This is a genomic window from Allobrachymonas sp. (assembly GCF_041912815.1).
Lineage (GTDB): Bacteria > Pseudomonadota > Gammaproteobacteria > Burkholderiales > Burkholderiaceae_C > Brachymonas.
The window spans coordinates 12,884-33,609 of sequence record NZ_JAYRLV010000012.1 but is presented as its reverse complement, the minus strand read 5'-3'; the positions used below and the strand labels follow the sequence as shown (position 1 = coordinate 33,609).

Below are 20,726 nucleotides of genomic sequence, written 5' to 3'. Positions count from 1 at the left end.
TTCATGTACCAGTATTCCGCTTTCGACCAGCACTTCATCGAACAACGCGCAGCCCAGTTCCGCGACCAGCTCGCGCGCAACCTCGCCGGCGAGCTCTCCGACGCGGCCTTCCGGCCCCTGCGGCTGCAGAACGGCTGGTACATCCAGCGCTATGCCCCCATGCTGCGCGTGGCCGTGCCCTATGGCGAAATCGCCGGCCGCCAGCTGCGCGTGCTGGCTCGCATCGCACGCGAATACGATCGCCCCACCCCCGAGCTGCTCGCCCAGGCCCAGTCCACTCAGGATGCGCTGCAGGCAGCCCAGCCGGGCCTGACGCTGGCGGCCCCGCCCCTGCGCTACGGCTACGGGCACTTCTCGACCCGCACCAACGTGCAGTTCAACTGGATTCCGCTGCCCCGCGCGGCCGAGGTCATGGAGCTGCTGGCCACCGTGCAGATGCACGGCATCCAGACCAGCGGCAACTGCATCCGCAACATCAACGCCGACGCGCTCGCCGGCATCGCCCCCGACGAGGTTGCCGATCCGCGCCCCTTTGCCGAAATCCTGCGCCAGTGGAGCAGCCTGCATCCCGAATTCGCCTTTCTGCCCCGCAAGTTCAAGATTTCGCTCGCAGGCGGAGCCGAAGACCGCGCCGCCCTGCACTGGTATGACGTGGGACTGCGCCTCGTGCGCGACGCAGGGGATGCGCTGGGCTTCGAGGTGAGCGTCGGCGGCGGCATGGGGCGCACCCCCATCAACAGCCCGGTGGTGCGCGACTTCCTGCCCTGGAACCAGCTCCTCAACTATCTGGAAGCCGTCATCCGCGTCTACAACGCCTATGGCCGGCGTGACAACCTCTGGAAGGCGCGCATCAAGATCCTCGTCAAGTCCGAGGGCCAGCGCTTCGTCGATGCCGTCGAGGCCGAATACCGCGCCATCGTCGAGCAGGACGGTGCCCCCCACACCATCAGCGATGCCGCACTCACCGAGATGACTGCCCGGTTCGCCGTGCCACCCCTGCAGCCTGCCGGCATCGCCGCTGCCGTCGATCCCGCATCGCGCGATTACCAGCGCTGGCTCGAACGCAATGTGCGCCCCCACCGCATCGAGGGGCTGCGCATCGTCGGCCTGTCCTTCAAGCGTCCCGGCTACGCTCCCGGCGATGCCGATGCCGACACGCTCGACGCCGTGGCCGATCTTGCCGACCGCTTCAGCGCCGGTGAGGCCCGCCTCACCCACGAGCAGAACCTGCTGCTGCCCTGGGTCCATGCCGAAGACCTCCCCGCGCTCTACGAACAGGCACGTGCGCTGGGGCTGGCGCGCCCCAACCTGGGCCTGCTCTCCGACATGATCTCCTGCCCCGGCGGCGACTTCTGCTCGCTCGCCAACGCCCGCTCCATCCCCATCGCTGCCGCTCTCACCGAGCGCTACCAGGATCTGGATGAGCTGTGGGACCTGGGCGAGATCGACCTGCACATGAGCGGCTGCATGAATTCCTGCGGCCACCATCACAGCGGCCACATCGGCATCCTCGGCGTCGACAAGGACGGCAAGGAGTGGTACCAGATCACCGTGGGCGGCGCCGACGGCTCGGCCCTCTCCGGCCCTGCCACCCCCGGCAAGGTCGTAGGCCCTGCCTTCAGCGCAGCCGAAGTCCCCGAGGTGATCGAGGCCCTGCTGGGCACCTACCGCCAGCTGCGCACGCCGGGCGAGCACTTCATCGACACCCTGCGCCGCACGGGCCATGCCCCGTTCCGCGAGGCCGCCCAGTCCGCACGTCGCGTCGACCTCCACGCCCCCACCCCCGCCTGAGCCCCATCGCTCCGCCCCGCCCGCCATTTTCCGGAATGTTTGCCATGAGCCAGTCGCCCCTTACCCTCATCCCTGCCAATCATTACCAGCCCGAGCCCCAGGGCCTGCTGACGCTGCCCAACGATGCCGATCTCTCCAGCGTGGACCTCACCGGCATCTCCGTCATCGCCCTGCAGTTTCCCGCCTTCACCGATGGCCGTGCCTACACCCAGGCCCAGCTGCTGCGTCGCCGCGCACACTACACCGGCGTGCTGCGCGCCGTGGGAGATGTGCGCATCGACCAGCTCCAGCTCATGCAGCGCTGCGGCTTCGACCAGGCCGTGCTGGCCCCCGGCGAAAGCCTCGACCACGCCCAGCGCCTGCTCGCCCTGTTCCCCGAAGGGTTCTACCAGGACGGCCCCATTCCCCGCGCCGCCTGACCCCCGATCCAGGAGATAGCCCATGACGCCCATCGCCATCACCCCCCTGCCCGCCACCGTGCTGCATGACAAGCCGAGCGCCCACCACGCCGCCCTGGTGGATGAGGCCACGGAACTCCTGCGCGCCGCCGTGGCCGAATTCGGTGCAGCCCACATCACCCAGGCTTCCAGCCTCGGTGCCGAGGACATGGTCATCACCCACCTGGCCCAATCGGCCGGCCTGGGCATCCCGCTGTTCGTGCTGCAGACCGGAGCCCTCCATCCCGAGACGCTGCAGCTGCTCGCCGAGCTGCAGGCCGACCCCGGCCTGTCAGTCTCCGTCTACGAACCCGATGCTGCCCACGTGGCCGATTTCGTCGCCCGCGAAGGCCAGGATGCCATGTACCGCAGCATCGCCCTGCGCAAGGAATGCTGCCGCATCCGCAAGCTCGAACCGCTCGCACGCGCCCTGCAGGACAAGGCTGCCTGGATCACCGGCCTGCGCCGCGAGCAGTCCGACGCCCGCTCCGACATCCACCTGCGCGACGACAGCGAGGTGCCCGCCGGCAAGCCCGTCAAACTCAGCCCCCTGGCCAACTGGACCTGGGGCGACGTGTGGCACTACATCGCCACCCATCACGTGCCCTACAACCCCCTGCACGACCAGTTTTTCCCCAGCATCGGCTGCGCCCCCTGCACCCGCGCCATCACCCTGGGCGAAGACTTCCGCGCCGGCCGCTGGTGGTGGGAGGACGATCAGGCCCGCGAATGCGGCCTCCACGTCCATGCCGACACCGCTCCGGCAGCAGGCCACGCCCCTGCCAGCCCGCTGCCCGGTGCTTCCCACGCCTGATTTCCGCATCCACAGACTTCCCGATTTGCCATGAACGCCCTGTCCACCCCCTCTCGGCCAGCCGCTGCAGCCCCCGCCCCCCAGGCAGCTCCCCTGTCGCTGCGCAATGCCCACCTCGATGCCCTCGAAGAGGAAACCATCTTCATCCTGCGCGAAGTCGCAGCCGCCTTCGACCGCCCCACCCTCCTGTTCTCGGGCGGCAAGGACTCGCTGGTTCTGCTCAAATGCGCCGAAAAGGCCTTCGGCATCGGCCAGATCCCGTACCCGCTCCTCATGATCGACACCGGGCACAACTTCCCCGAAGTCACGGCCTTCCGCGACCGGCGCGCCCAGGAACTCCAGGCCACCCTCATCGTGCGCAGCGTCGAGGACTCGATGAAGCGCGGCACGGTCCGCCTCGCGCGCCCCGATGAAAGCCGCAACGCCCACCAGTCCGTCACCCTGCTCGAAGCCATCGAGGAATTCCGCTTCGATGCCCTCATCGGCGGAGCCCGCCGCGACGAGGAAAAAGCCCGCGCCAAGGAGCGCATCTTCAGCCATCGTGACAGCTTCGGCCAGTGGCAGCCCAAACAGCAGCGCCCCGAACTCTGGACGCTGTTCAACACCCGGCTGCACCCCGGCGAGCACTTTCGGGTGTTCCCCATCAGCAACTGGACCGAACTGGACGTCTGGCAGTACATCGACCGCGAGCACATTGCCCTGCCCGAGCTGTACTACGCCCACGAGCGCCAGGTCGTCGAGCGCCGGGGCCTGCTGGTGCCCGTCACCGCTCTCACCCCGCCCCGCGAAGGCGAACAGGTCGAAACCCGCACCGTGCGCTTCCGCACCGTGGGCGACATCACCTGCACCTGCCCGGTCGCCAGCGACGCCGCTTCCGCCGCCGACATCGTGCGCGAAACCCTGTCGGTCGACGTCAGCGAACGCGGTGCCACCCGCATGGACGACCAGACCAGCGAAGCCAGCATGGAAAAGCGCAAACTTGAAGGATATTTCTGATGAGCACCTCCCTCCAGTCCCCCCTCGCCGCGGCCAGCACCTCCACCGCCCAGACCGCCCCCGATACCGCGGCCGCCCTGCGCTTCATCACCTGCGGCAGCGTCGATGACGGCAAGAGCACCCTGATCGGCCGCCTGCTGCTCGACAGCCGGGCTGTGCTGCAGGACCAGCTGCGCAACGTCACCCACCAGGGCAGCGGCCAGATCAACGCCGCCGAGCTCTCCCGCCTCACCGACGGCCTGCAGGCCGAACGCGAGCAGGGCATCACCATCGACGTGGCCTGGCGCTACTTCACCAGTGCGGCTCGCAAGTTCATCATCGGCGACGCTCCCGGACACGAGCAGTACACCCGCAACATGGTCACTGCCGCCTCGCAGGCCGACTGCGCCGTCGTCCTCGTCGACGCCACCAAGCTGCCCTGGGCCGGCCAACCCGACGCCGCAGGCGCAGACAGCCATGCCTTGCTGCCCCAGACCCGGCGCCACACCCTGCTGGCCCACCTGCTGCGAGTGCCGCACATCGTCTTTGCCGTCAACAAGCTCGACGCCGTCGCGCACGACGCAGCCGCCTTTGCCGACATCTCGGCCGCCCTGCAGGCCTTCTGCGCGCAGGCAGGCATCACGCCCCGTGCCATCGTCCCCGTCTCCGCCCTCATGGGCTGGAACGTGGTGGATGCGCGCACCGACGGCTGGTGCGGCTACCAAGGCCCCGGCCTGCTGCCCCTGCTGGAAACCCTTCCCGTCACCCCCGCCGACACCGAAGGCCCCTTCGCCTTCCCGGTGCAGTGGATCGAGAAGCACGCCAGCAGTGCCGACATTTCCCAGGCCCGCCGCATCCTGTGGGGTCGCATCGCCAGCGGACGACTCGCCCCCCAGGATCGCGTCACCCTGCACCCCAGCGGACAGGAAGCCACCGTCCTGCGCGTGCTCGACCACGTCCGTCGCGACACCACCGGCCTCGCCTCTCCAGCGAGCGCCGGCATCGTGCTCGACCGCGAACTCGACATCTCGCGGGGCGACTGGCTCCTCCAGCCCGGTGCCCTCACCCCCACCACCACCTTCGAGGCCACGCTCGCCTGGCTCGACACCACCCCCCTGCTGCCCGGTCGCACCTACTGGGCGCTCGCCGGTCACAGCTGGGTCAAGGCCCGTGTCACCGAAATCACCCACCAGCTCGACATCCACACCCTGGAACGCCAGCCCGCGGGTGAACTCGACGCCAATGCCATCGGCCGCGTCCGTATCCAGCTGCAGGCCCCCCTGCCCCTGCTGCCCTACCGCGAGAATCGCCGGCTCGGCTCGCTGATCCTGGTGGACATGGCCAGCAACGCCACCGCAGCAGCTGCCCTGGTCGACCACATCGCCCCCTGATCGGCCACCAGCCCCATTCGCCGGAGAGGAATACCACAGACAAGATGCCATGCACTTGATTTGCGGCAAACCTCTCCGGCCCGAATGGATCTACAAATACATGAAGTGTCTTCGCCCCCTGTGCGAAGGCTAAAATAGCAGGGTTTTATTCCCTACCGAACCACTCAGAGCCCCCCTATGACGCACGTAGTAACCGAAGTCTGTATCCGCTGCAAATACACCGACTGTGTGGATGTCTGCCCGGTCGACTGCTTCCGTGAAGGCCCCAACTTCCTGACCATCGATCCCGACGAATGCATCGACTGCGCAGTCTGCATTCCCGAGTGCCCTGTCGGCGCCATCTATGCCGAGGAAGACGTGCCCGCCGACCAGCAGCACATGATCAAGCTCAATGCCGACCTGGCCAAGCTCCCCACCTGGAAGAGCATCACCAAGCGCCACGACCCCCTTCCCGATGCCGAGGAATGGAAGGACAAGACCGGCAAGCTCAAGGAACTGGTTCGCTGATCCTGCGATCTCTCCGCGCCCCGGCCGTGACGCAGTCCTGCCTGGGCGTGCTCCCGCGGCACATCCCTGCCCTCCGGCCCCACGGATGCTCCTTCGCCCGCACGGCAGCGCCTGCTGCCTTTTTTCCCTCTCTCTCCCATGAACACTGAGCGCAATCTCGCCAATGCCATCGATGCCGACGCGGTCATCGTGGGCGCCGGCCCCGTCGGGCTGTTCCAGGTCTTCGAACTCGGTCTGCTCGAAGTCAAGGCCCATGTGATCGACTCCCTCGCCTATCCCGGCGGCCAGCCTGTCGAGCTCTACCCCGACAAGCCCATCTACGACATTCCGGCCGTGCCCGTGTGCACCGGCCGCGAGCTCACCGACGCCCTGCTCAAGCAGATTGAACCCTTCGGCCCCACCTTCCACTTCGGGCAGGAAGTCAGCGTGGTCGAGCGCCAGCCCGACGGCCGCTTCTACGTCGAAACCAGCAAGGGCACCAGCTTCCTCACCAAGACCATCTTCATCGCTGCCGGCGTGGGCGCCTTCCAGCCGCGCACCCTCAAGGTCGAAGGCATCGACAAGTTCGATGGCTCCCAGCTCTTCTACCGCGTCCGCAACCCCGCCGACTTCGCGGGCAAGAACCTCCTGATCGTCGGTGGCGGCGACTCCGCCCTGGACTGGACCCTCAACTTCGTCGAAGGCGAGCACAAGGCCGAAAGCGTCATCCTGCTGCACCGCCGCGACGGCTTCCGCGCCGCTCCGGCCAGCGTGGCCCGCATGCACGAACTGTGCGGCCTCATGGAAATGCAGTTCATGGTCGGCCAGATCACCGGCTTCGAGGAACGTGACGGCAAGCTCGTCAACGTCAAGGTCACTGGCGGCGACGGCGTCACCCGCACCGTGCCCGTCGATGTGCTGCTCGTGTTCTTCGGCCTCTCGCCCAAGCTCGGCCCCATCGCCGAATGGGGACTCGAAATCGAACGCAAGCAGCTCGTGGTCGACACCGAGAAATTCGCCACCAACGAACCCGGCATCTTTGCCGTGGGCGACATCAACACCTACCCCGGCAAGAAGAAACTCATCCTCTCCGGCTTCCACGAGTGTGCCCTCGCGGCCTTTGCCGCCATGGACTACATCTTCCCCGAGAAGAAGGTCTTCCTCCAGTACACCACCACCAGCCCCAAGCTGCACAAGGTGCTGGGAGTCGAGACTCCCAACTTCGACTGAGTTGTCTCAGTCCGGCCGAACGGAGCCCGCTCCGTTCACCCATGAAAAAACCCGCCAAGGCGGGTTTTTTCATGGGGTCTGCAAATGGTGGTGCTGCCGAGGCATGGAGGGCTACCCAATGGATGCCCCTCCTGCAGCCTGTCAGCCGGCAACCACCCGCAGCGAATAATCGGTGGCCACCACATCCTTGGTGAGCTTGCCGATCGAGATGCGATCCACGCCGGTCGCGGCAATGGTACGCAGCCCCTCGAAACCGATTCCTCCGGACGCCTCCAAGAGGGCGCGCCCCGCCGTGAGGCGCACGGCCTCGCGCATCCGGTCAGGAGTGAAGTTGTCCAGCAGCACACTCTGTGCACCTGCATCCAGGGCCTCCTGCAGCTGTTCGAGCGTCTCCACCTCGATCTGGATGGGCACGCCCGCATCAAGCGCACGGGCATGGGCCAGGACTTGCCGAATGCCTCCGGCTGCTGCAATGTGGTTCTCCTTGATCAGGATGCCATGCCACAGCGCCAGACGCTGGTTTCGCCCCCCTCCGGTCCGCACGGCATATTTCTGCGCCTGACGCAGGCCAGGCAGGGTCTTGCGCGTATCGAGCACGGCACAGGCATGCGGAGATGCCCCCTCGATCGCCTGCACATGCCGCCGCGTCACGGTCGCCGTGCCGCTGAGGAGCTGCAGAAAATTGAGTGCCGAACGCTCGGCCGTCAGAATCGAACGGGCCTCGCCCCGAATGTGACACACCTCCGTGTCAGCCCGCATCAGGTCCCCTTCGGCATAGTGCCAGTCGATCTGCAACCCGGCATCCACGCCATGCATGCAGCCCTCGAACCAGTCACGGCCGCAGAGCACGGCTTCCTCTCGCACCAGCACACGGGCCGTAACCTGATGAGGAAAGGGCACGAGCTGCCCCGTCCAGTCACCTTCGCCAATGTCTTCCATCAAGGCATCATGGACATTGCGGCTCCGGGCCTGCTCCAGGGTTTCGTTGTGATCAAACATGCAAAAAGGAAATGGCAACTGCACAGGAACCCGACTCGGGTCTCCTGCGACGGAAATGAACAAAAAAGGCAGCAGAACGCACCCTGCTGCCTTCGCGAATCAGGCCGCCCCGATGCCCGGCGTCATGCCGGGCAGGCGCCCCCCACCCTGCACCACCAGGGCTTCGGGATGCTCCCTGACGAAATCCAGCATGCGGGTGATGCAGCCACTGGCCTGGTGCCCCACCATCGGATCGACATGAATCTCTCCCGTGCGCTGCTCCAGACAGTCGATCACCCCCTGCAGGCTGTTCATGGCCATCCAGGGACAATGCGCGCAGCTCTTGCAGGTGGCACTGTTGCCGGCCGTGGGCGCCTCGATCAGCGTCTTGCCCGGAGCCAGCTGGCGCATGCGGTGCATGATGCCGTTGTCGGTGGCCACAATGAAGGCGTCGCCTTCGCGGCCATCCAGCACGGCCTTGAGCAGCTGTGAGGTAGACCCCACCACGTCGGCCTGTGCCACTACGCTCAGGGGAGATTCGGGGTGCACCAGCACCTTGGCTCCCGGATGCTGCTGTCTCAGCAGCTCCAGCTCCAGCCCCTTGAACTCGTCATGGACGATGCAGGCTCCCTGCCACATCAGCATGTCAGCGCCTGTCTGGCGCTGGATGTACTCCCCCAGGTGCCGATCCGGCGCCCACAGGATCTTCTCGCCCTGCGCCTTGAGATGGTTCACGATGGCGAGCGCACAGGAACTGGTCACCATCCAGTCCGCACGGGCCTTGACGGCGGCACTCGTGTTGGCATACACCACCACCTTGCGGTCGGGATGCGCGTCGCAGAAGGCTGCAAATTCGTCGATCGGGCAACCGAGATCCAGCGAGCAGGTCGCGTCCAGATCAGGCATGCGCACGGTCTTTTCGGGGCTGAGAATCTTGGCCGTCTCTCCCATGAAGCGCACACCGGCCACCACCAGGTTCTGGGCAGCATGATCGCGCCCGAAGCGGGCCATCTCGAGCGAATCGGCCACGCACCCTCCAGTGGCCAGGGCCAGATCCTGCAGGTCGCCGTCGACATAGTAATGCGCCACCAGCACCGCTCCCTGGGCACGCAGGCACTCGGCGGCCCGCTGCATGGCGGCTTCACGCTGCACAGGGTCGAGCGCCGGCGGCACCTTGGCCCACGCATGTGCCGTGCAGGTAGCCCCCTGGGCATCCTGCAGCGGAAAATCAAATACCCGCGTTGCCGACACACCGGCTGCGGAACTCGTCATTTCAATATCGGACATGACACTTTGCCTCGCTCACAAACCTGAGGCGCTATTGTGACTGAATTTGCCCAGGCAAGAATGCGCAGAAGAGTGCGCGGACTCCGTCAGGACGTCACGGAGCGGCCACTGCGCTCGCACTCCAGCCACTCCAGCACGGGAACCGCACCAGGAAGCACAGGCTCCACTGTGACAGGCAGCTGCTGCCAGATGCACTGCTGCCCTTCCCGCATGGTCAGCATCCCGCTCCACTCACGCACCTTGCAGAAATGCAGATGGACAAGCGCATGCGGATAATCCACCACGCTGCTGCGCCAGGCCTGTGCGTGTGCAATCGTGATGCCGATTTCCTCCTGCAACTCCCGTCTCAGGGCCTGCTCCACCGTTTCCCCGGCTTCGAGCTTGCCGCCCGGAAATTCCCAGTACCCCGCATACACCTTGCCCTGGGGCCTGGAAGTGAGCAGAAAGGCATCGTCGGAACGCAGCAGCACGCCCACCGCCACCTCGACCAGCCTGCGGGGCTGCCCGTCGATGGCATCGACGCGCGGACGCTCTCCGTCCGCCACGAGATCGACCGGAGCCGCAGAAGCAGCAGCGCCGTTCATGGTGTGATCCTTCCCGCCACATCCCGTGCGAACTGATAGGCCACCCGGCCACTGCGCGAACCGCGTTCCAGTGCCCAGACCAGAGCTTCGGGCTCTGCCGCTGCAGCCTCGGCATCCGGCACACCGAGAGCATGCAGCCACTGCCGCACAATGACCAGATACTCTTCCTGGCTGAAGGGATAGAAGCTGATCCACAGCCCGAAGCGTTCGGACAGCGACACCTTTTCCTCAATCACCTCGCCCGGGTGCACCTCGCCGTCGGGCGTATGGGTATAGCTGAGGTTGTCGTTCATGTACTCGGGAAGCAGATGCCGGCGATTGCTCGTGGCATAGATGAGCACGTTGGGAGTGCTGGCTGCCACGGAGCCGTCCAGCATGGACTTGAGCGCCTTGTACCCTGACTCCCCTTCGTCGAAACTCAGGTCATCGCAATACACGATGAAGCGCTCCTGCCGTGCAGCCACCAGATCCACGATATCCGGCAGATCGACCAGATCACCCTTGTCCACCTCGATGAGACGCAGGCCCTGATCGGCATAGGCATTCAGACATGCCCGAATCAGCGATGACTTGCCCGTGCCCCGCGCCCCCGTGAGCAGCACATTGTTGGCAGGCCTTCCGCGCACGAACTGCTCGGTATTGCGCACCAGACGTTCTTTCTGACCATCGATTTCCTGCAGGTCATCGAGTGCAATGGTCGCCACATGGCGCACCGCCTCCAGCATGCCGGTCTGTCCGGCAAAGCCTGCATGGCGCCTGCGATAGCGAAATGCCACGGAAGCACCCCAGTCGGGTTGCTGCATGGGCTGCGGCAACACCTGTTCGAGCCGCTCCAGCACGACCTCGGCACGCTGCACCAGTCGCTCAAGAGAAGAATTGTCCATTTCTCACCATCCAGAAAGCAGAAGACCCGGGAGCCGATCACCGATCTCCTCGGGTACACGAATCAGCCCCCCCTTTTCAAGGTCTGCGGGCCATGGACTGAGCATACACCAGTCCACCCGCACCGATTCTGCTTCGCTCCTATCACGGGCTGGCTGCGTGCCTGTGCACCACCCATAAAAAAACCGCCAGACAGGCTGGCGGTTCTTGGAGCCTCCGTCCCTCGGGACGGGAGACAGTGCGGTATCAGGCGGTTTCGCCGTAGACCACCACATTGACTTCGACGACCACGTCGGTGTGCAGAGCCACTTCGACGGTGTTGTCGCTGACAGTCTTGATCTGGCCGTTGGGCATGCGGATCTGGGACTTGTGCACGTCGAAGCCCATCTTGTTGAGCTCTTCGGCGATGTCGTGGTTGGTCACGGAACCGAACAGACGGCCATCGACACCTGCCTTCTGGGTTAGCTTGACCACGGCACCGGCCAGCTTCTCGCCCTGGGCCTGTGCAGCAGCCAGCTTCTCGGCTGCAGCCTTTTCGAGTTCGGCGCGCTTGGCTTCGAATTCCTTCTTGGCGGCTTCGGTGGCACGACGTGCACGGCCGGTAGGAATCAGGAAGTTGCGTGCATAGCCGTCCTTGACCTTGACGATCTCGCCCAGGTTGCCCAGGTTCACAACTTTGTCGAGCAGAATGATTTGCATGGTGTGACTCCTTAGACGCGGTGCTGGTCGGTGTACGGCAGCATGGCCAGGAAGCGTGCACGCTTGATGGCGGTGTTGAGCTGGCGCTGATAGATGGCACGGGTGCCGGTCAGACGTGCGGGGATGATCTTGCCGTTTTCAGAGATGAAATCGCGCAGGGTGTCGATGTCCTTGTAGTCGATCTCTTCGACCTTGGCGACCGTGAAACGGCAGAAGCGCTTGCGCTTGAACAGCGGGGATTGGGTGTTGCGCTTCGGGCGCTTGTCTTTGTTGCTCTTGAAGGCCATGGTGTGGACTCCTGAAAATCTGGTTGTTAAAGGCTTGGCGTAGTGGCAAGCAAGGTCATGTCCTGAATGTGAAAAACCAGGGTGGGCCGGGCAGGCGCGGAAGATGCATCGTGCCGTCTTCCTCTCGCCGGGGTAGCCAGAAAACCCTCGAACCGCGCTGCGCGTCCGAGCTCCTGGCGATCCAGCCGTTCGGCCATCACGCCCATGGCAATGGCTCTTACCCTTGTCGTCACCTGCCGGAAGTCTCCTGCCTCGATCTGTGTGGAGCCATGCTCCAGCACACAATCGCAGACCGGAATGCCAGCCGGGGTCAGCCGCAGGGGCTGTCTCTCGACGACTGAAGCCATCAGCACCCAGTGGTTGAGGCTCTGGGATGCGGCCGAGGCTTCGTTTTCCACCTGTGCGTCACGCACGGATCAGGATGCTTCTGCCTCGCTGGCTTGCTGGCTCTTGCGGGCTTCTTCGCGTTCGACGGACTTCATCATCACGGAAGGAGCGGTGTCCGCATGCTTCTTGAGGACGGTCAGGGAGCGCAGCACGGCGTCGTTGAACTTGAATGCGTGCTCCAGATCGGCCATCACTGCCTGGTCTGCCTCGATGTTCAGGCACAGGTAGTGCGCCTTGTTGAGCTTGTTGATCTGGTAGGCCAGCTGGCGGCGGCCCCAGTCTTCCACGCGGTGGATCTGGCCATTGCCGGCCGTGACCATGCCCTTGTAGCGGTCCAGCATGGCCGGAACCTGTTCGCTTTGATCCGGATGGATCAGCAGAATGATTTCATAATGACGCATTGATGCTCCTTGTGGGATGAAGTGCCACCCGCAGCGTCAGTGTGCGATGTGGCAAGGGAAACCACGCATTATAGAACAAACCGCTTCAGATGGGGAAATCGCCTTCTTCCTGGTGACCGGGTTCCGGCATGTGAGGCGTGATCAGGCTCACCAGCACCAGCACCAGCACCCCCACTGGCACGCCGAACACGCCTGCCGAAATGGGCTGGATGTCCCACCACAGATGGCCACCCCCCAGCCAGGGAAACCAATGCTGCATCCGCGTACTGTTGACCGCCATGTAGCCCGCCGTGACGGCACACCCCGCGACCATTCCGGCCACTGCCCCCTGCCCCGAAGCCTTGCGCCAGAAAATACCCATCACCATGGCAGGAGCGAAGGTGGCTGCCGCCAGCGAGAAGGACGCGGAGACGAGCGCAAGTATTTCGCCCGGCCGATGCGCTGCCACATAGGCAGCCGCCAGCGCCATGACCAGCAGCACCAGCTTGGAAAGCATCACGAGCCGGATTTCCGGCGCCTTGGGATTGATTTCGCGGTAATAGCCGTCATGGGCAATGGTGGTTCCCATGGTGAGCAGCAGGCCGTCGGCCGTGGACAGCGCGGCCGCCAGCCCGCCCGCTGCCACCAGAGCAGAGATCACATAGGGGAGTCCTGCAATTTCCGGCATGGCGAGCATGATGAGGTCGGCATTGATGTGCAGCTCACCGAACTGGAGGACGCCGTCATGATTGATGTCCTCGACCGACAGCAGTCCGGGGTCAACCCGCGACCATAGCCCGATCCACTGAGGCAGCTGCCCGAACCGGGTTCCCACGAGATCGTGCATGATCTGGTACTTGAGCAGCACGGCAAGCGCCGGAACCACCAGATACAGCAGGGCAATGAACAGCAGAGCCCAGGCCACCGAAGACCGTGTCTGCGCCACGCTGGGAGTGGTGAAAAAGCGGGTCAGCAGATGAGGCAGCCCGAGAGTGCCCACCATCAGACAGAACATGAGAGCCAGAAAATTGCGCCGCGACACCTCGAAGGCTCGCTGCTCCTCGGCTGAACCATGGGGACTGCCCGCAAACGCCTGCGCGGAAAACGGCATGCCCGCCAGAGGCTGGCTGTACGAATGGTTGGCGGCGTAGGAGGCACGCCACTGGGCCCGAGCCTCGGACTCGGTGCGCGGCAGCTGGCTCAGGGCATGGCTGGCTGCAAAGATGGTGGAGGTGTCGGCATTGGCATCCTTGAGCTCCTGGAGCTGGCGCAGCAGCTGGACGCGATCGCGCTGCAGCGAAGTTCGCGCGTCCTGGATGCGCTGCAGGTCGAGCTGGGCGCGCTGGCCATACAGGTCGGCCACCTCCTGCTCCTGCCCAGATGCCAGCAGATGCAGCTCCAGCGAGTTGACCTTGTCGATCTGCTGGCCATAGGCCACCGCTGCCCAGGGAGTTCCCATCTGGTGATAGGCCAGCATGGAGGCAGGTACCACAAAGGCCAGCAGCAAAATCACATACTGTGCCACCTGTGTCCATGTGACTGCACGCATGCCGCCCAGGAAGGAACATACCAGGACGCCGCTGAGCCCCAGCAGCATGCCGATTTCGAAGCGCACCCCCGATAGGCGCGAGGCAATCAGTCCGACGCCATAGATCTGGGCCACCATGTAGATGAAGGTCACCAGAATGGTGGCAAGCATCGAGATGCGACGGGGCCAGTCTCCCCCGTAGCGCTTCTCGAAAAACTGCGGAATGGTGAGCAGCTGCATGCGCCGCAGATAGGGAGCAGCCAGAAATGCCACCAGACAGAAGCCCCCCGTCCAGCCCAGCAGATAGGCAAATCCGCCCGCCTGCAGGGCGTTGCCCGAGAACCCCTGCAGATACAGCCCTCCCGCCAGACTGATGAAGGTGGCGGCGCTCATCCAGTCTGCGGCACTGGCCATGCCGTTGTAGAACGCCGGCACCGACCGGCCGGCCACATAGTATTCGTCCATCTGCGTGGTGCGGCAGTACACCCCGATGAGGGCATAGCTCACGATGGACCCGGTCAGACAGATGCCGCCCAGCCACTCGCGCGAGAGCCCCTGGCGTTCGGCCCAGACCATGGCCAGCACGAACAGCACCGTTCCAACCACGTACAGGCCAAAGAGAGCATGAATCAGATATCTGCGCTTCATGGGCGTTCCTGCTCCGGGAGTGCCGTCGCCACGACGTCCCGAGAATCTCCCGAACGCTCCGAGCGGACCGCCGGTTCCCCATCGGGCATGGCCCCCCTCCCCCGCTGGCGGGATTCCCTGCGGTTGGCTGTCCACGCATACAGCGCAACCAGTGCCACATACACCACGATGATGCCCTGTGCGGCAAGCCAGTAGGCCAGCGGCCAGTGCATGATCTCGATCTGCTCCAGATCGCGCGCCACGTACATGGTTCCGAATCCTGCAAGCCCCCAGAGTGCCAGCAACAGCAGCCGCATCCCCCAGCCCACAGGCTCCGAATCAGCGATATCCGTGTAATGACGTGACGCGTGCATGCACACCCCCTGTTGACGACGCGATGACGATCGATGCATGGGCACTGGGCCCGTTGCGACTCTCCCCTCAAGAGAGACCGTATTTCATGATGCCGCATGTCTGCAGGATCGCCACAGGGTTGCGGGCCGCCGGGCACAAAAAAACCGTCCGATCAGGCATTCATGATGAATGCACCAACGGGACGGCTCGGAAGCTTGCGGAAGGCAGGGTGGTCACCTCAGTGACCACCCTGCCTCACAAGACCTTCAGGCGGAAGCCAGCTGCTTCCAGGTGTCGATCACCGTGTCGGGGTTGAGGGAAATGGACACGATGCCTTCCTCGGCCAGCCACTTGGCAAAGTCGGGATGGTCGCTGGGGCCCTGGCCGCAGATCCCGATGTACTTGCCCTGAGCACGGCAGGCTGCAATGGCACGGCTGATCAGGAAGCGCACGGCAGGATCGCGCTCGTCGAAATCGGCGGCCAGCAGCTCCATGCCGGAATCGCGGTCCAGGCCCAGGGAGAGCTGGGTCAGATCGTTCGATCCGATGGAGAAGCCATCGAAATACTCAAGGAACTGCTCGGCCAGAATGGCGTTGCTGGGGATCTCGCACATCATGATGAGGCGCAGGCCGTTCTCGCCGCGACGCAGACCATGCTCGGACAGCAGCTCGGTGACCTTCTTGGCCTGGCCGAGCGTACGCACGAAGGGGATCATGATCTCGACATTGGTGAGCCCCATGTCGTTGCGCACGCGCTTGAGGGCTTCGCATTCCATAGCGAAGGCTTCGGCGAAGTCCTCGCTGACGTAGCGCGCAGCTCCACGGAAGCCGAGCATCGGGTTCTCTTCATCGGGCTCGTAGCGGCTGCCGCCGATGAGCTTGCGGTACTCGTTGCTCTTGAAGTCGCTCATGCGGACGATGACCGTCTTGGGCCAGAAGGCCGCAGCGATGGTAGCCACCCCTTCCGCCACCTTGTCCACGTAGAAAGCACGCGGAGAGGCATGGCCACGGGCCACCGATTCGACGGCCTTCTTGAGGTCGGGATCGACGTTGGGATAGTCCAGAATGGCCTTCGGGTGCACGCCGATGTTGTTGTTGATGATGAATTCCAGGCGAGCCAGCCCCACCCCGCTGTTGGGCAGCTGGGCAAAGTCGAAGGCCAGCTGGGGATTGCCGACGTTCATCATGATCTTGGTGGGGATCTCGGGCATGGTGCCACGCTCGACCTCGGTCACCTCGGTTTCGAGCAGGCCGTCGTAGATGCGCCCGGTATCACCCTCGGCGCAGCTCACGGTCACCAGTGTGCCTTCACTCAGGCGCTCGGTGGCATCGCCACATCCCACCACGGCCGGAATGCCCAGCTCGCGTGCAATGATGGCGGCGTGGCAGGTACGGCCGCCACGGTTGGTGACGATCGCGCTGGCGCGCTTCATGACGGGTTCCCAGTTGGGGTCGGTCATGTCGGTGACGAGCACATCACCTGCCTGCACCTTGTCCATCTGGCTGATGTCGTTGACGAGGCGAACAGGACCGGTGCCGATCTTCTGGCCGATGGCACGCCCCTCGACCAGCACAGTGCCGGTACCCTTGAGCTTGTAGCGCTGCTCGACCTTGCCCTCGGCCTGGCTCTTGACCGTCTCGGGACGGGCCTGGAGGATGTAGAGCTGGCCGTCGGTGCCGTCCTTGCCCCATTCAATGTCCATGGGACGGCCGTAGTGTTCCTCGATCACCAGGGCGTAGCGTGCCAGCTGCTCGACTTCGTCATCGGTCAGGGAGTAGCGGTTGCGCAGCTCGGCCGGCACGCTGGTGGTCTTGACCAGCTTGCCGCTGGCTGCCTTTTCCTCGGGCGTGGCGAATTCCATCTGGATGAGCTTGCTGCCCAGGTTGCGGCGGATCAGGGCCTTCTTGCCTTCCTGCAGCTTGGGCTTGTGCACGTAGAACTCGTCAGGGTTGACGGCGCCCTGCACCACGGTCTCGCCGAGGCCATAGCTGCTGGTGATGAACACGACATCGCGGAAGCCGGATTCGGTATCGAGCGTGAACATGACGCCCGCCGCGCCCAGATCGGAACGGACCATGCGCTGCACCCCTGCCGACAGGGCCACGTCGCTGTGGGTGAAGCCCTTGTGCACGCGATAGCTGATGGCGCGGTCGTTGTAGAGGCTGGCGAACACTTCACGCATCTTGCGCAGAACGTCGTCGATGCCGACCACGTTCAGGAAGGTTTCCTGCTGGCCTGCAAAGGAGGCATCGGGCAGATCCTCGGCCGTGGCGGAAGAACGCACGGCAAAGCTGGCCTGATCGTTGCCGGCGCTCAGGGTGGCAAATGCTTCGCGAATGGCCTGTTCGAGATCAGCCGGGAAGGGCTGGTTCTCGACCATTTCGCGGATTTCGGCACCGGCCTTGGCCAGGGCGTTCACATCGTCGGCGTCGAGGTTGTCGAGAATGGCGTGGATCCGCTTGTCGAGCCCGTCGTTCTTGAGAAAGTCACGGAAGGCATAGGCCGTGGTGGCAAAGCCAGTGGGCACCCGGACACCCTGAGGCAGCTGGGAGATCATTTCGCCGAGGCTGGCGTTCTTGCCGCCGACGGTGTCCACATCGGACATCCGCAGTTTCTCGAAAGGCACGACCAGATCGGTCGCCGTGAAAAGTGCAGTCATTGCATGCTCCAAAAGTTAAACCGGTCTCGTGCGGAGCACCTGCGCGCAGTGATTGTTCTTGTTGGAAGGGCAGGCGGTCGGCCGCTGGGAAAAGCCCAAAGTCCCTGGGGATGCTTTTCCAGAATCCCGGTATTGTAGGGTGGCCTGCATGCCGATGACAGACTGCAGGCTCACATTTGGTGCGAAGATGCATGTGTTTACATCTCGATGCGGTAATGTGTTGGGTGCATGCAAATCGTGAGATGGATTTTTTTGATGTGAAATCCACAGTCGGTCACCTGCAGTCGCGCGGGATGCGGCACGGCAGCAGAATGAGCCCAAAGCACACACTTTGTGGACATGGTGCACATGCAGTCTGTCTCGGACGATTCTGGAAAGGCGCTCATGCGCTGCGCCCTACGACGTCCGTCCGCTTCTCGCAGAAGTTCTTGTGCTCGTTTTCCAGCACGACCCTCCCTCATCCTGGGCAGGTTGAACGCACTTGACGTGAACTTCACGTCACCCAGACATTCGCCGCCGTGTAGCTCCCTGTCTGGTGGCCTTGACGCACGAACAGCGCCTCGCGGGTTACTGCACCTTGTCATGGGCGAGCCCATTGCTCCCTGGCCTCCTGCCTGCACCTGCAAGAAGCTTGCGCGCCATCCGACCGTGCACGCCCCTGCGGCACGTTCGGAAATTGCCGCGTTCGCCCTGGTCGCAGAGGCCAAGGATGAGGCCGCGACAGCTTTCTACCGGCATCATGGCCTCATTGCCTTGGCAGACTCGTCGCTTACCCTGTTCCTGCCGCTGGCGACCGCCCGACATTCTTGGGACTCGTCGCCTCTGGCCGTCTGAGCGGCAGGACCGTTCGTGATTCGCTGGATCTCTGCGTGCAGTACGGCCAAGTGCACACGTGGAGAGCTCGTGGATGCACTGGAAGCAGCACACGGCCTATGTCATCGAATGCATGGCCAGCCCGGAGGGACTCGAACCCCCGACCTACTGCTTAGAAGGCAGTTGCTCTATCCAGTTGAGCTACGGGCTGTGATGGAGGCGCCCCCAGCGCTCCCTGTCCAGTATGGCGCAGCAAGGCCCATAAGGACGCGAAACAGGCGATGCGATCGCACCCACCGCTGCCATCGCCGCTCGCGAAGGCGATGGTGGCAGGATCCAGGATGCTATGGGGAAACGGGCCGGACGTCATGTCCGGATATGTCTGCACCGCTGTGCCGGGCACTGCACGACACCCCACGGAACGGGGAAAGTGCAGACAAGAAGAATTGGTCGGAGCAGAGAGATTCGAACTCCCGACCCTCTGGTCCCAAACCAGATGCGCTACCAGACTGCGCTATGCTCCGAGAAGGTGGGCATTGTAGCCTGAGTCGGCCATGCCGTGCCACTGGGCGGCACACGGAATTTTCGGTGCATGCCCTGTCTTGCAGGGACCTGCACCGTACAGCATGGATGCATCAGGCTGCAGCCATGTGCACGTTTCTGCGCCTCGCCTCTGATGCCTTCTTGCCATGATGCCTCCAGACGATCTTCCTGATGCCCCCTCCTCTGCCCTGTCGATGCTCCACCGGGTGGTGCTGCAGCCGGAAGGCTCTACATTCCCGGCGCCCGAATCTCAGACGGTGCTGCAGTCGGCCGATGCAGCCGGTGTGGCGCTGCCCAGCCTCTGTCGCAACGGCGTATGCCGTACCTGTCTGTGCAGGCTGCATGCAGGACGTGTGCGCTACGTGGCGGAGTGGCCGGGCCTGAGCGCAGACGAAAAGGCCGAAGGCTGGATTCTTCCGTGTGTGGCGGTGCCGGAATCCGATCTCGTCATGGAGGCGACCCCCCTGTGGTGGGATGAAACCTCCGGAGACGGTGCCTCCTGAAGCGAACGATCGCGTTCGCGTCCGTCCCGCATCAGACGGCAGCCGCGGCGGGCGAAGCCAGCAATCGGTCATAGGAAGTGGCTTCCCGCCCCAGAAGAGCGGCGAAAGGCCCGGGTGGAGCCACATTGTCGGTGGCCAGCATGGCCAGGCTGGTATGGCACCAGGGGGAAGCGGGAATACGATCGCCCACCGATGCGCTGAGCTCCGTCACCCAGTCCGGCAAAGGCCATTGCCAGCCCGCCGACCGTCCCGCCTGACGGCGCAGGCTGGTGACGAATTCGGCCATGGTGACGGGCTGCGGCCCCACCGCCTCCACCCATGCAGGGAGCGATGCCGCGCCGGAGCGCAGAAGATGGGCCACAGCCTCGGCCAGCTCCCCTACTGCGACCGGCTGGATGCGCGCTTCGATCACCGGACGCGGAAGCAGGCGCACCGGCAGACGCGCAAGATTCAGGAACAGGGCGGTGCTGCTGCCCCCCTGTCCAAAGACCACACTGGGCCGCACGATGGTGGGCTGAAGGCGCCCCTGACGGGCAAGCTGCTCCAGATGCCGATCCGCCGCCAGCTTGGTGCCTGCATAGTCACTGGTGCCCTGGGTCACCCCCAGCGCAGAAATCTGCACCACACGCTGCACGCCCGCCTCGGCACAGGCATCGAACAGGGCTATGGGTGCGAGCGCATGAATGGATTGAATGGGTCTGCGGGGCGTATCACGCAGGACGCCCACTGCATTGATGACGGCGTCGACGCTCGCAAGTCGGGGCAACCAGACGGCCGAAGCATGATCCCGCGTGTAATCGACCACCACCTCGTCCGGCAGACCTCGGGCATGGGAAACCCCGGGCAGCACGTGGTGTCCTTCGGCCTGCACGGCACGCATGAGGGCTCGGCCCACGAATCCCGTGGCGCCGCACAGCAGAATGTTCATGACCTGTTCTCCTGATCCGGATCTCCGGCACACGCCCAAACGGCGGTTCCTGCCCCGATTCTGAAAGAAATGCACTTTTGGTGCAGCAACCATGCGGCACAGCCTTTCAGATTCCCCCTCGATGGGGGCATGGCCTGGCAGAAGCCGAAAGACCCACGTGCA

Annotated in this window: 21 protein-coding genes and 2 tRNA genes; 9 read left to right on the top strand and 14 right to left on the bottom strand. The window is 64.3% G+C overall.

All coding sequences use genetic code 11. From position 1 onward, the window contains the following. Nucleotides 1–3: 3 nt before the first annotated feature. From ACE3P9_RS09505 to ACE3P9_RS09475, 7 genes are all read left to right on the top strand, one after another. The gene (locus ACE3P9_RS09505; RefSeq protein WP_374493652.1) at nt 4–1,791 is read left to right on the top strand and encodes a nitrite/sulfite reductase; all 1,788 of its coding nucleotides are present in this window, start codon (nt 4–6) and stop codon (nt 1,789–1,791) included. 44 nt (nt 1,792–1,835) lie between these two features. Next, nucleotides 1,836–2,210, top strand: a complete 375-nt coding sequence (locus ACE3P9_RS09500; RefSeq protein ID WP_374493651.1) for a DUF934 domain-containing protein — start codon at nt 1,836–1,838, stop codon at nt 2,208–2,210. A 22-nt stretch (nt 2,211–2,232) separates the two neighbouring features. After that, nucleotides 2,233–3,042, top strand: coding sequence for a phosphoadenylyl-sulfate reductase (locus tag ACE3P9_RS09495; protein WP_374493649.1), 810 nt, complete (start codon nt 2,233–2,235; stop codon nt 3,040–3,042). Between the two features lie 30 nt (nt 3,043–3,072). Next, on the top strand, nt 3,073–4,038 hold the full coding sequence (gene cysD, locus ACE3P9_RS09490; protein ID WP_374493647.1) for a sulfate adenylyltransferase subunit CysD: 966 nt from the start codon (nt 3,073–3,075) through the stop codon (nt 4,036–4,038). Further along, the gene (locus ACE3P9_RS09485) at nt 4,038–5,408 is read left to right on the top strand and encodes a sulfate adenylyltransferase subunit 1 (RefSeq protein ID WP_374493646.1); all 1,371 of its coding nucleotides are present in this window, start codon (nt 4,038–4,040) and stop codon (nt 5,406–5,408) included. The genes cysD and ACE3P9_RS09485 overlap by 1 nt, the downstream gene beginning before the upstream one ends. A 177-nt stretch (nt 5,409–5,585) precedes the next feature. Then, nucleotides 5,586–5,915, top strand: coding sequence for a ferredoxin FdxA (gene fdxA / locus ACE3P9_RS09480; protein ID WP_374493645.1), 330 nt, complete (start codon nt 5,586–5,588; stop codon nt 5,913–5,915). Between the two features lie 138 nt (nt 5,916–6,053). Next, nucleotides 6,054–7,124, top strand: a complete 1,071-nt coding sequence (locus ACE3P9_RS09475) for an NAD(P)/FAD-dependent oxidoreductase (protein ID WP_374493644.1) — start codon at nt 6,054–6,056, stop codon at nt 7,122–7,124. Nucleotides 7,125–7,265: 141 nt separating this feature from the next. Here ACE3P9_RS09475 and nadC read toward each other — a convergent pair whose 3' ends face one another. From nadC to ppsA, 11 genes are all read right to left on the bottom strand, one after another. Further along, nucleotides 7,266–8,123, bottom strand: coding sequence for a carboxylating nicotinate-nucleotide diphosphorylase (nadC, locus tag ACE3P9_RS09470; protein WP_374493643.1), 858 nt, complete (start codon nt 8,121–8,123; stop codon nt 7,266–7,268). Nucleotides 8,124–8,222: 99 nt separating this feature from the next. Beyond that, nucleotides 8,223–9,374 carry a quinolinate synthase NadA gene (gene nadA / locus ACE3P9_RS09465; RefSeq protein WP_374493710.1) on the bottom strand — a complete coding sequence of 384 codons (1,152 nt, stop codon included), beginning with the start codon at nt 9,372–9,374 and terminating at the stop codon, nt 8,223–8,225. A gap of 101 nt (nt 9,375–9,475) precedes the next feature. Further along, complete coding sequence (locus ACE3P9_RS09460; RefSeq protein WP_374493642.1) at nt 9,476–9,973, bottom strand: NUDIX domain-containing protein; 498 nt, start codon at nt 9,971–9,973, stop codon at nt 9,476–9,478. Beyond that, on the bottom strand, nt 9,970–10,857 hold the full coding sequence (locus tag ACE3P9_RS09455; RefSeq protein ID WP_374493641.1) for an ATP-binding protein: 888 nt from the start codon (nt 10,855–10,857) through the stop codon (nt 9,970–9,972). Before ACE3P9_RS09455 ends, ACE3P9_RS09460 begins: the two co-directional genes overlap by 4 nt. Before the next feature lie 244 nt (nt 10,858–11,101). Then, the gene (gene rplI / locus ACE3P9_RS09450) at nt 11,102–11,554 is read right to left on the bottom strand and encodes a 50S ribosomal protein L9 (RefSeq protein ID WP_374493640.1); all 453 of its coding nucleotides are present in this window, start codon (nt 11,552–11,554) and stop codon (nt 11,102–11,104) included. Between the two features lie 11 nt (nt 11,555–11,565). After that, nucleotides 11,566–11,841 (bottom strand): 30S ribosomal protein S18, encoded by a 276-nt coding sequence (rpsR, locus tag ACE3P9_RS09445; protein ID WP_374493638.1) that lies wholly within the window; start codon nt 11,839–11,841, stop codon nt 11,566–11,568. A gap of 26 nt (nt 11,842–11,867) precedes the next feature. Continuing rightward, nucleotides 11,868–12,254, bottom strand: a complete 387-nt coding sequence (gene priB / locus ACE3P9_RS09440) for a primosomal replication protein N (RefSeq protein ID WP_374493636.1) — start codon at nt 12,252–12,254, stop codon at nt 11,868–11,870. Nucleotides 12,255–12,257: 3 nt separating this feature from the next. Continuing rightward, the gene (rpsF, locus tag ACE3P9_RS09435; protein WP_374493634.1) at nt 12,258–12,629 is read right to left on the bottom strand and encodes a 30S ribosomal protein S6; all 372 of its coding nucleotides are present in this window, start codon (nt 12,627–12,629) and stop codon (nt 12,258–12,260) included. Nucleotides 12,630–12,714: 85 nt separating this feature from the next. Continuing rightward, the gene (locus ACE3P9_RS09430) at nt 12,715–14,784 is read right to left on the bottom strand and encodes a VC_2705 family sodium/solute symporter (RefSeq protein WP_374493633.1); all 2,070 of its coding nucleotides are present in this window, start codon (nt 14,782–14,784) and stop codon (nt 12,715–12,717) included. Continuing rightward, nucleotides 14,781–15,137, bottom strand: a complete 357-nt coding sequence (locus tag ACE3P9_RS09425; protein ID WP_374493631.1) for a DUF4212 domain-containing protein — start codon at nt 15,135–15,137, stop codon at nt 14,781–14,783. The genes ACE3P9_RS09430 and ACE3P9_RS09425 overlap by 4 nt, the downstream gene beginning before the upstream one ends. 246 nt (nt 15,138–15,383) lie before the next feature. Next, on the bottom strand, nt 15,384–17,777 hold the full coding sequence (ppsA, locus tag ACE3P9_RS09420; protein ID WP_374493630.1) for a phosphoenolpyruvate synthase: 2,394 nt from the start codon (nt 17,775–17,777) through the stop codon (nt 15,384–15,386). 582 nt (nt 17,778–18,359) lie between these two features. On the opposite strand from ppsA, the gene ACE3P9_RS09415 reads away from it, so the two are divergent. Further along, nucleotides 18,360–18,611, top strand: coding sequence for a hypothetical protein (locus ACE3P9_RS09415; RefSeq protein ID WP_374493629.1), 252 nt, complete (start codon nt 18,360–18,362; stop codon nt 18,609–18,611). A gap of 113 nt (nt 18,612–18,724) precedes the next feature. Here ACE3P9_RS09415 and ACE3P9_RS09410 read toward each other — a convergent pair. Both ACE3P9_RS09410 and ACE3P9_RS09405 read right to left on the bottom strand, forming a co-directional pair. Then, nucleotides 18,725–18,801: transfer RNA gene (locus ACE3P9_RS09410), tRNA-Arg, on the bottom strand. 236 nt (nt 18,802–19,037) lie between these two features. Then, a tRNA-Pro gene (locus tag ACE3P9_RS09405) sits at nt 19,038–19,114 on the bottom strand. A gap of 165 nt (nt 19,115–19,279) precedes the next feature. Here ACE3P9_RS09405 and ACE3P9_RS09400 point away from each other — a divergent pair. Further along, nucleotides 19,280–19,636, top strand: a complete 357-nt coding sequence (locus ACE3P9_RS09400; protein ID WP_374493627.1) for a 2Fe-2S iron-sulfur cluster-binding protein — start codon at nt 19,280–19,282, stop codon at nt 19,634–19,636. A gap of 31 nt (nt 19,637–19,667) precedes the next feature. Here ACE3P9_RS09400 and ACE3P9_RS09395 read toward each other — a convergent pair whose 3' ends face one another. After that, a complete protein-coding gene (locus tag ACE3P9_RS09395; RefSeq protein ID WP_374493625.1) occupies nt 19,668–20,564 on the bottom strand; it encodes an NAD-dependent epimerase/dehydratase family protein in 897 nt (298 codons plus the stop codon). Nucleotides 20,565–20,726: the final 162 nt, after the last annotated feature.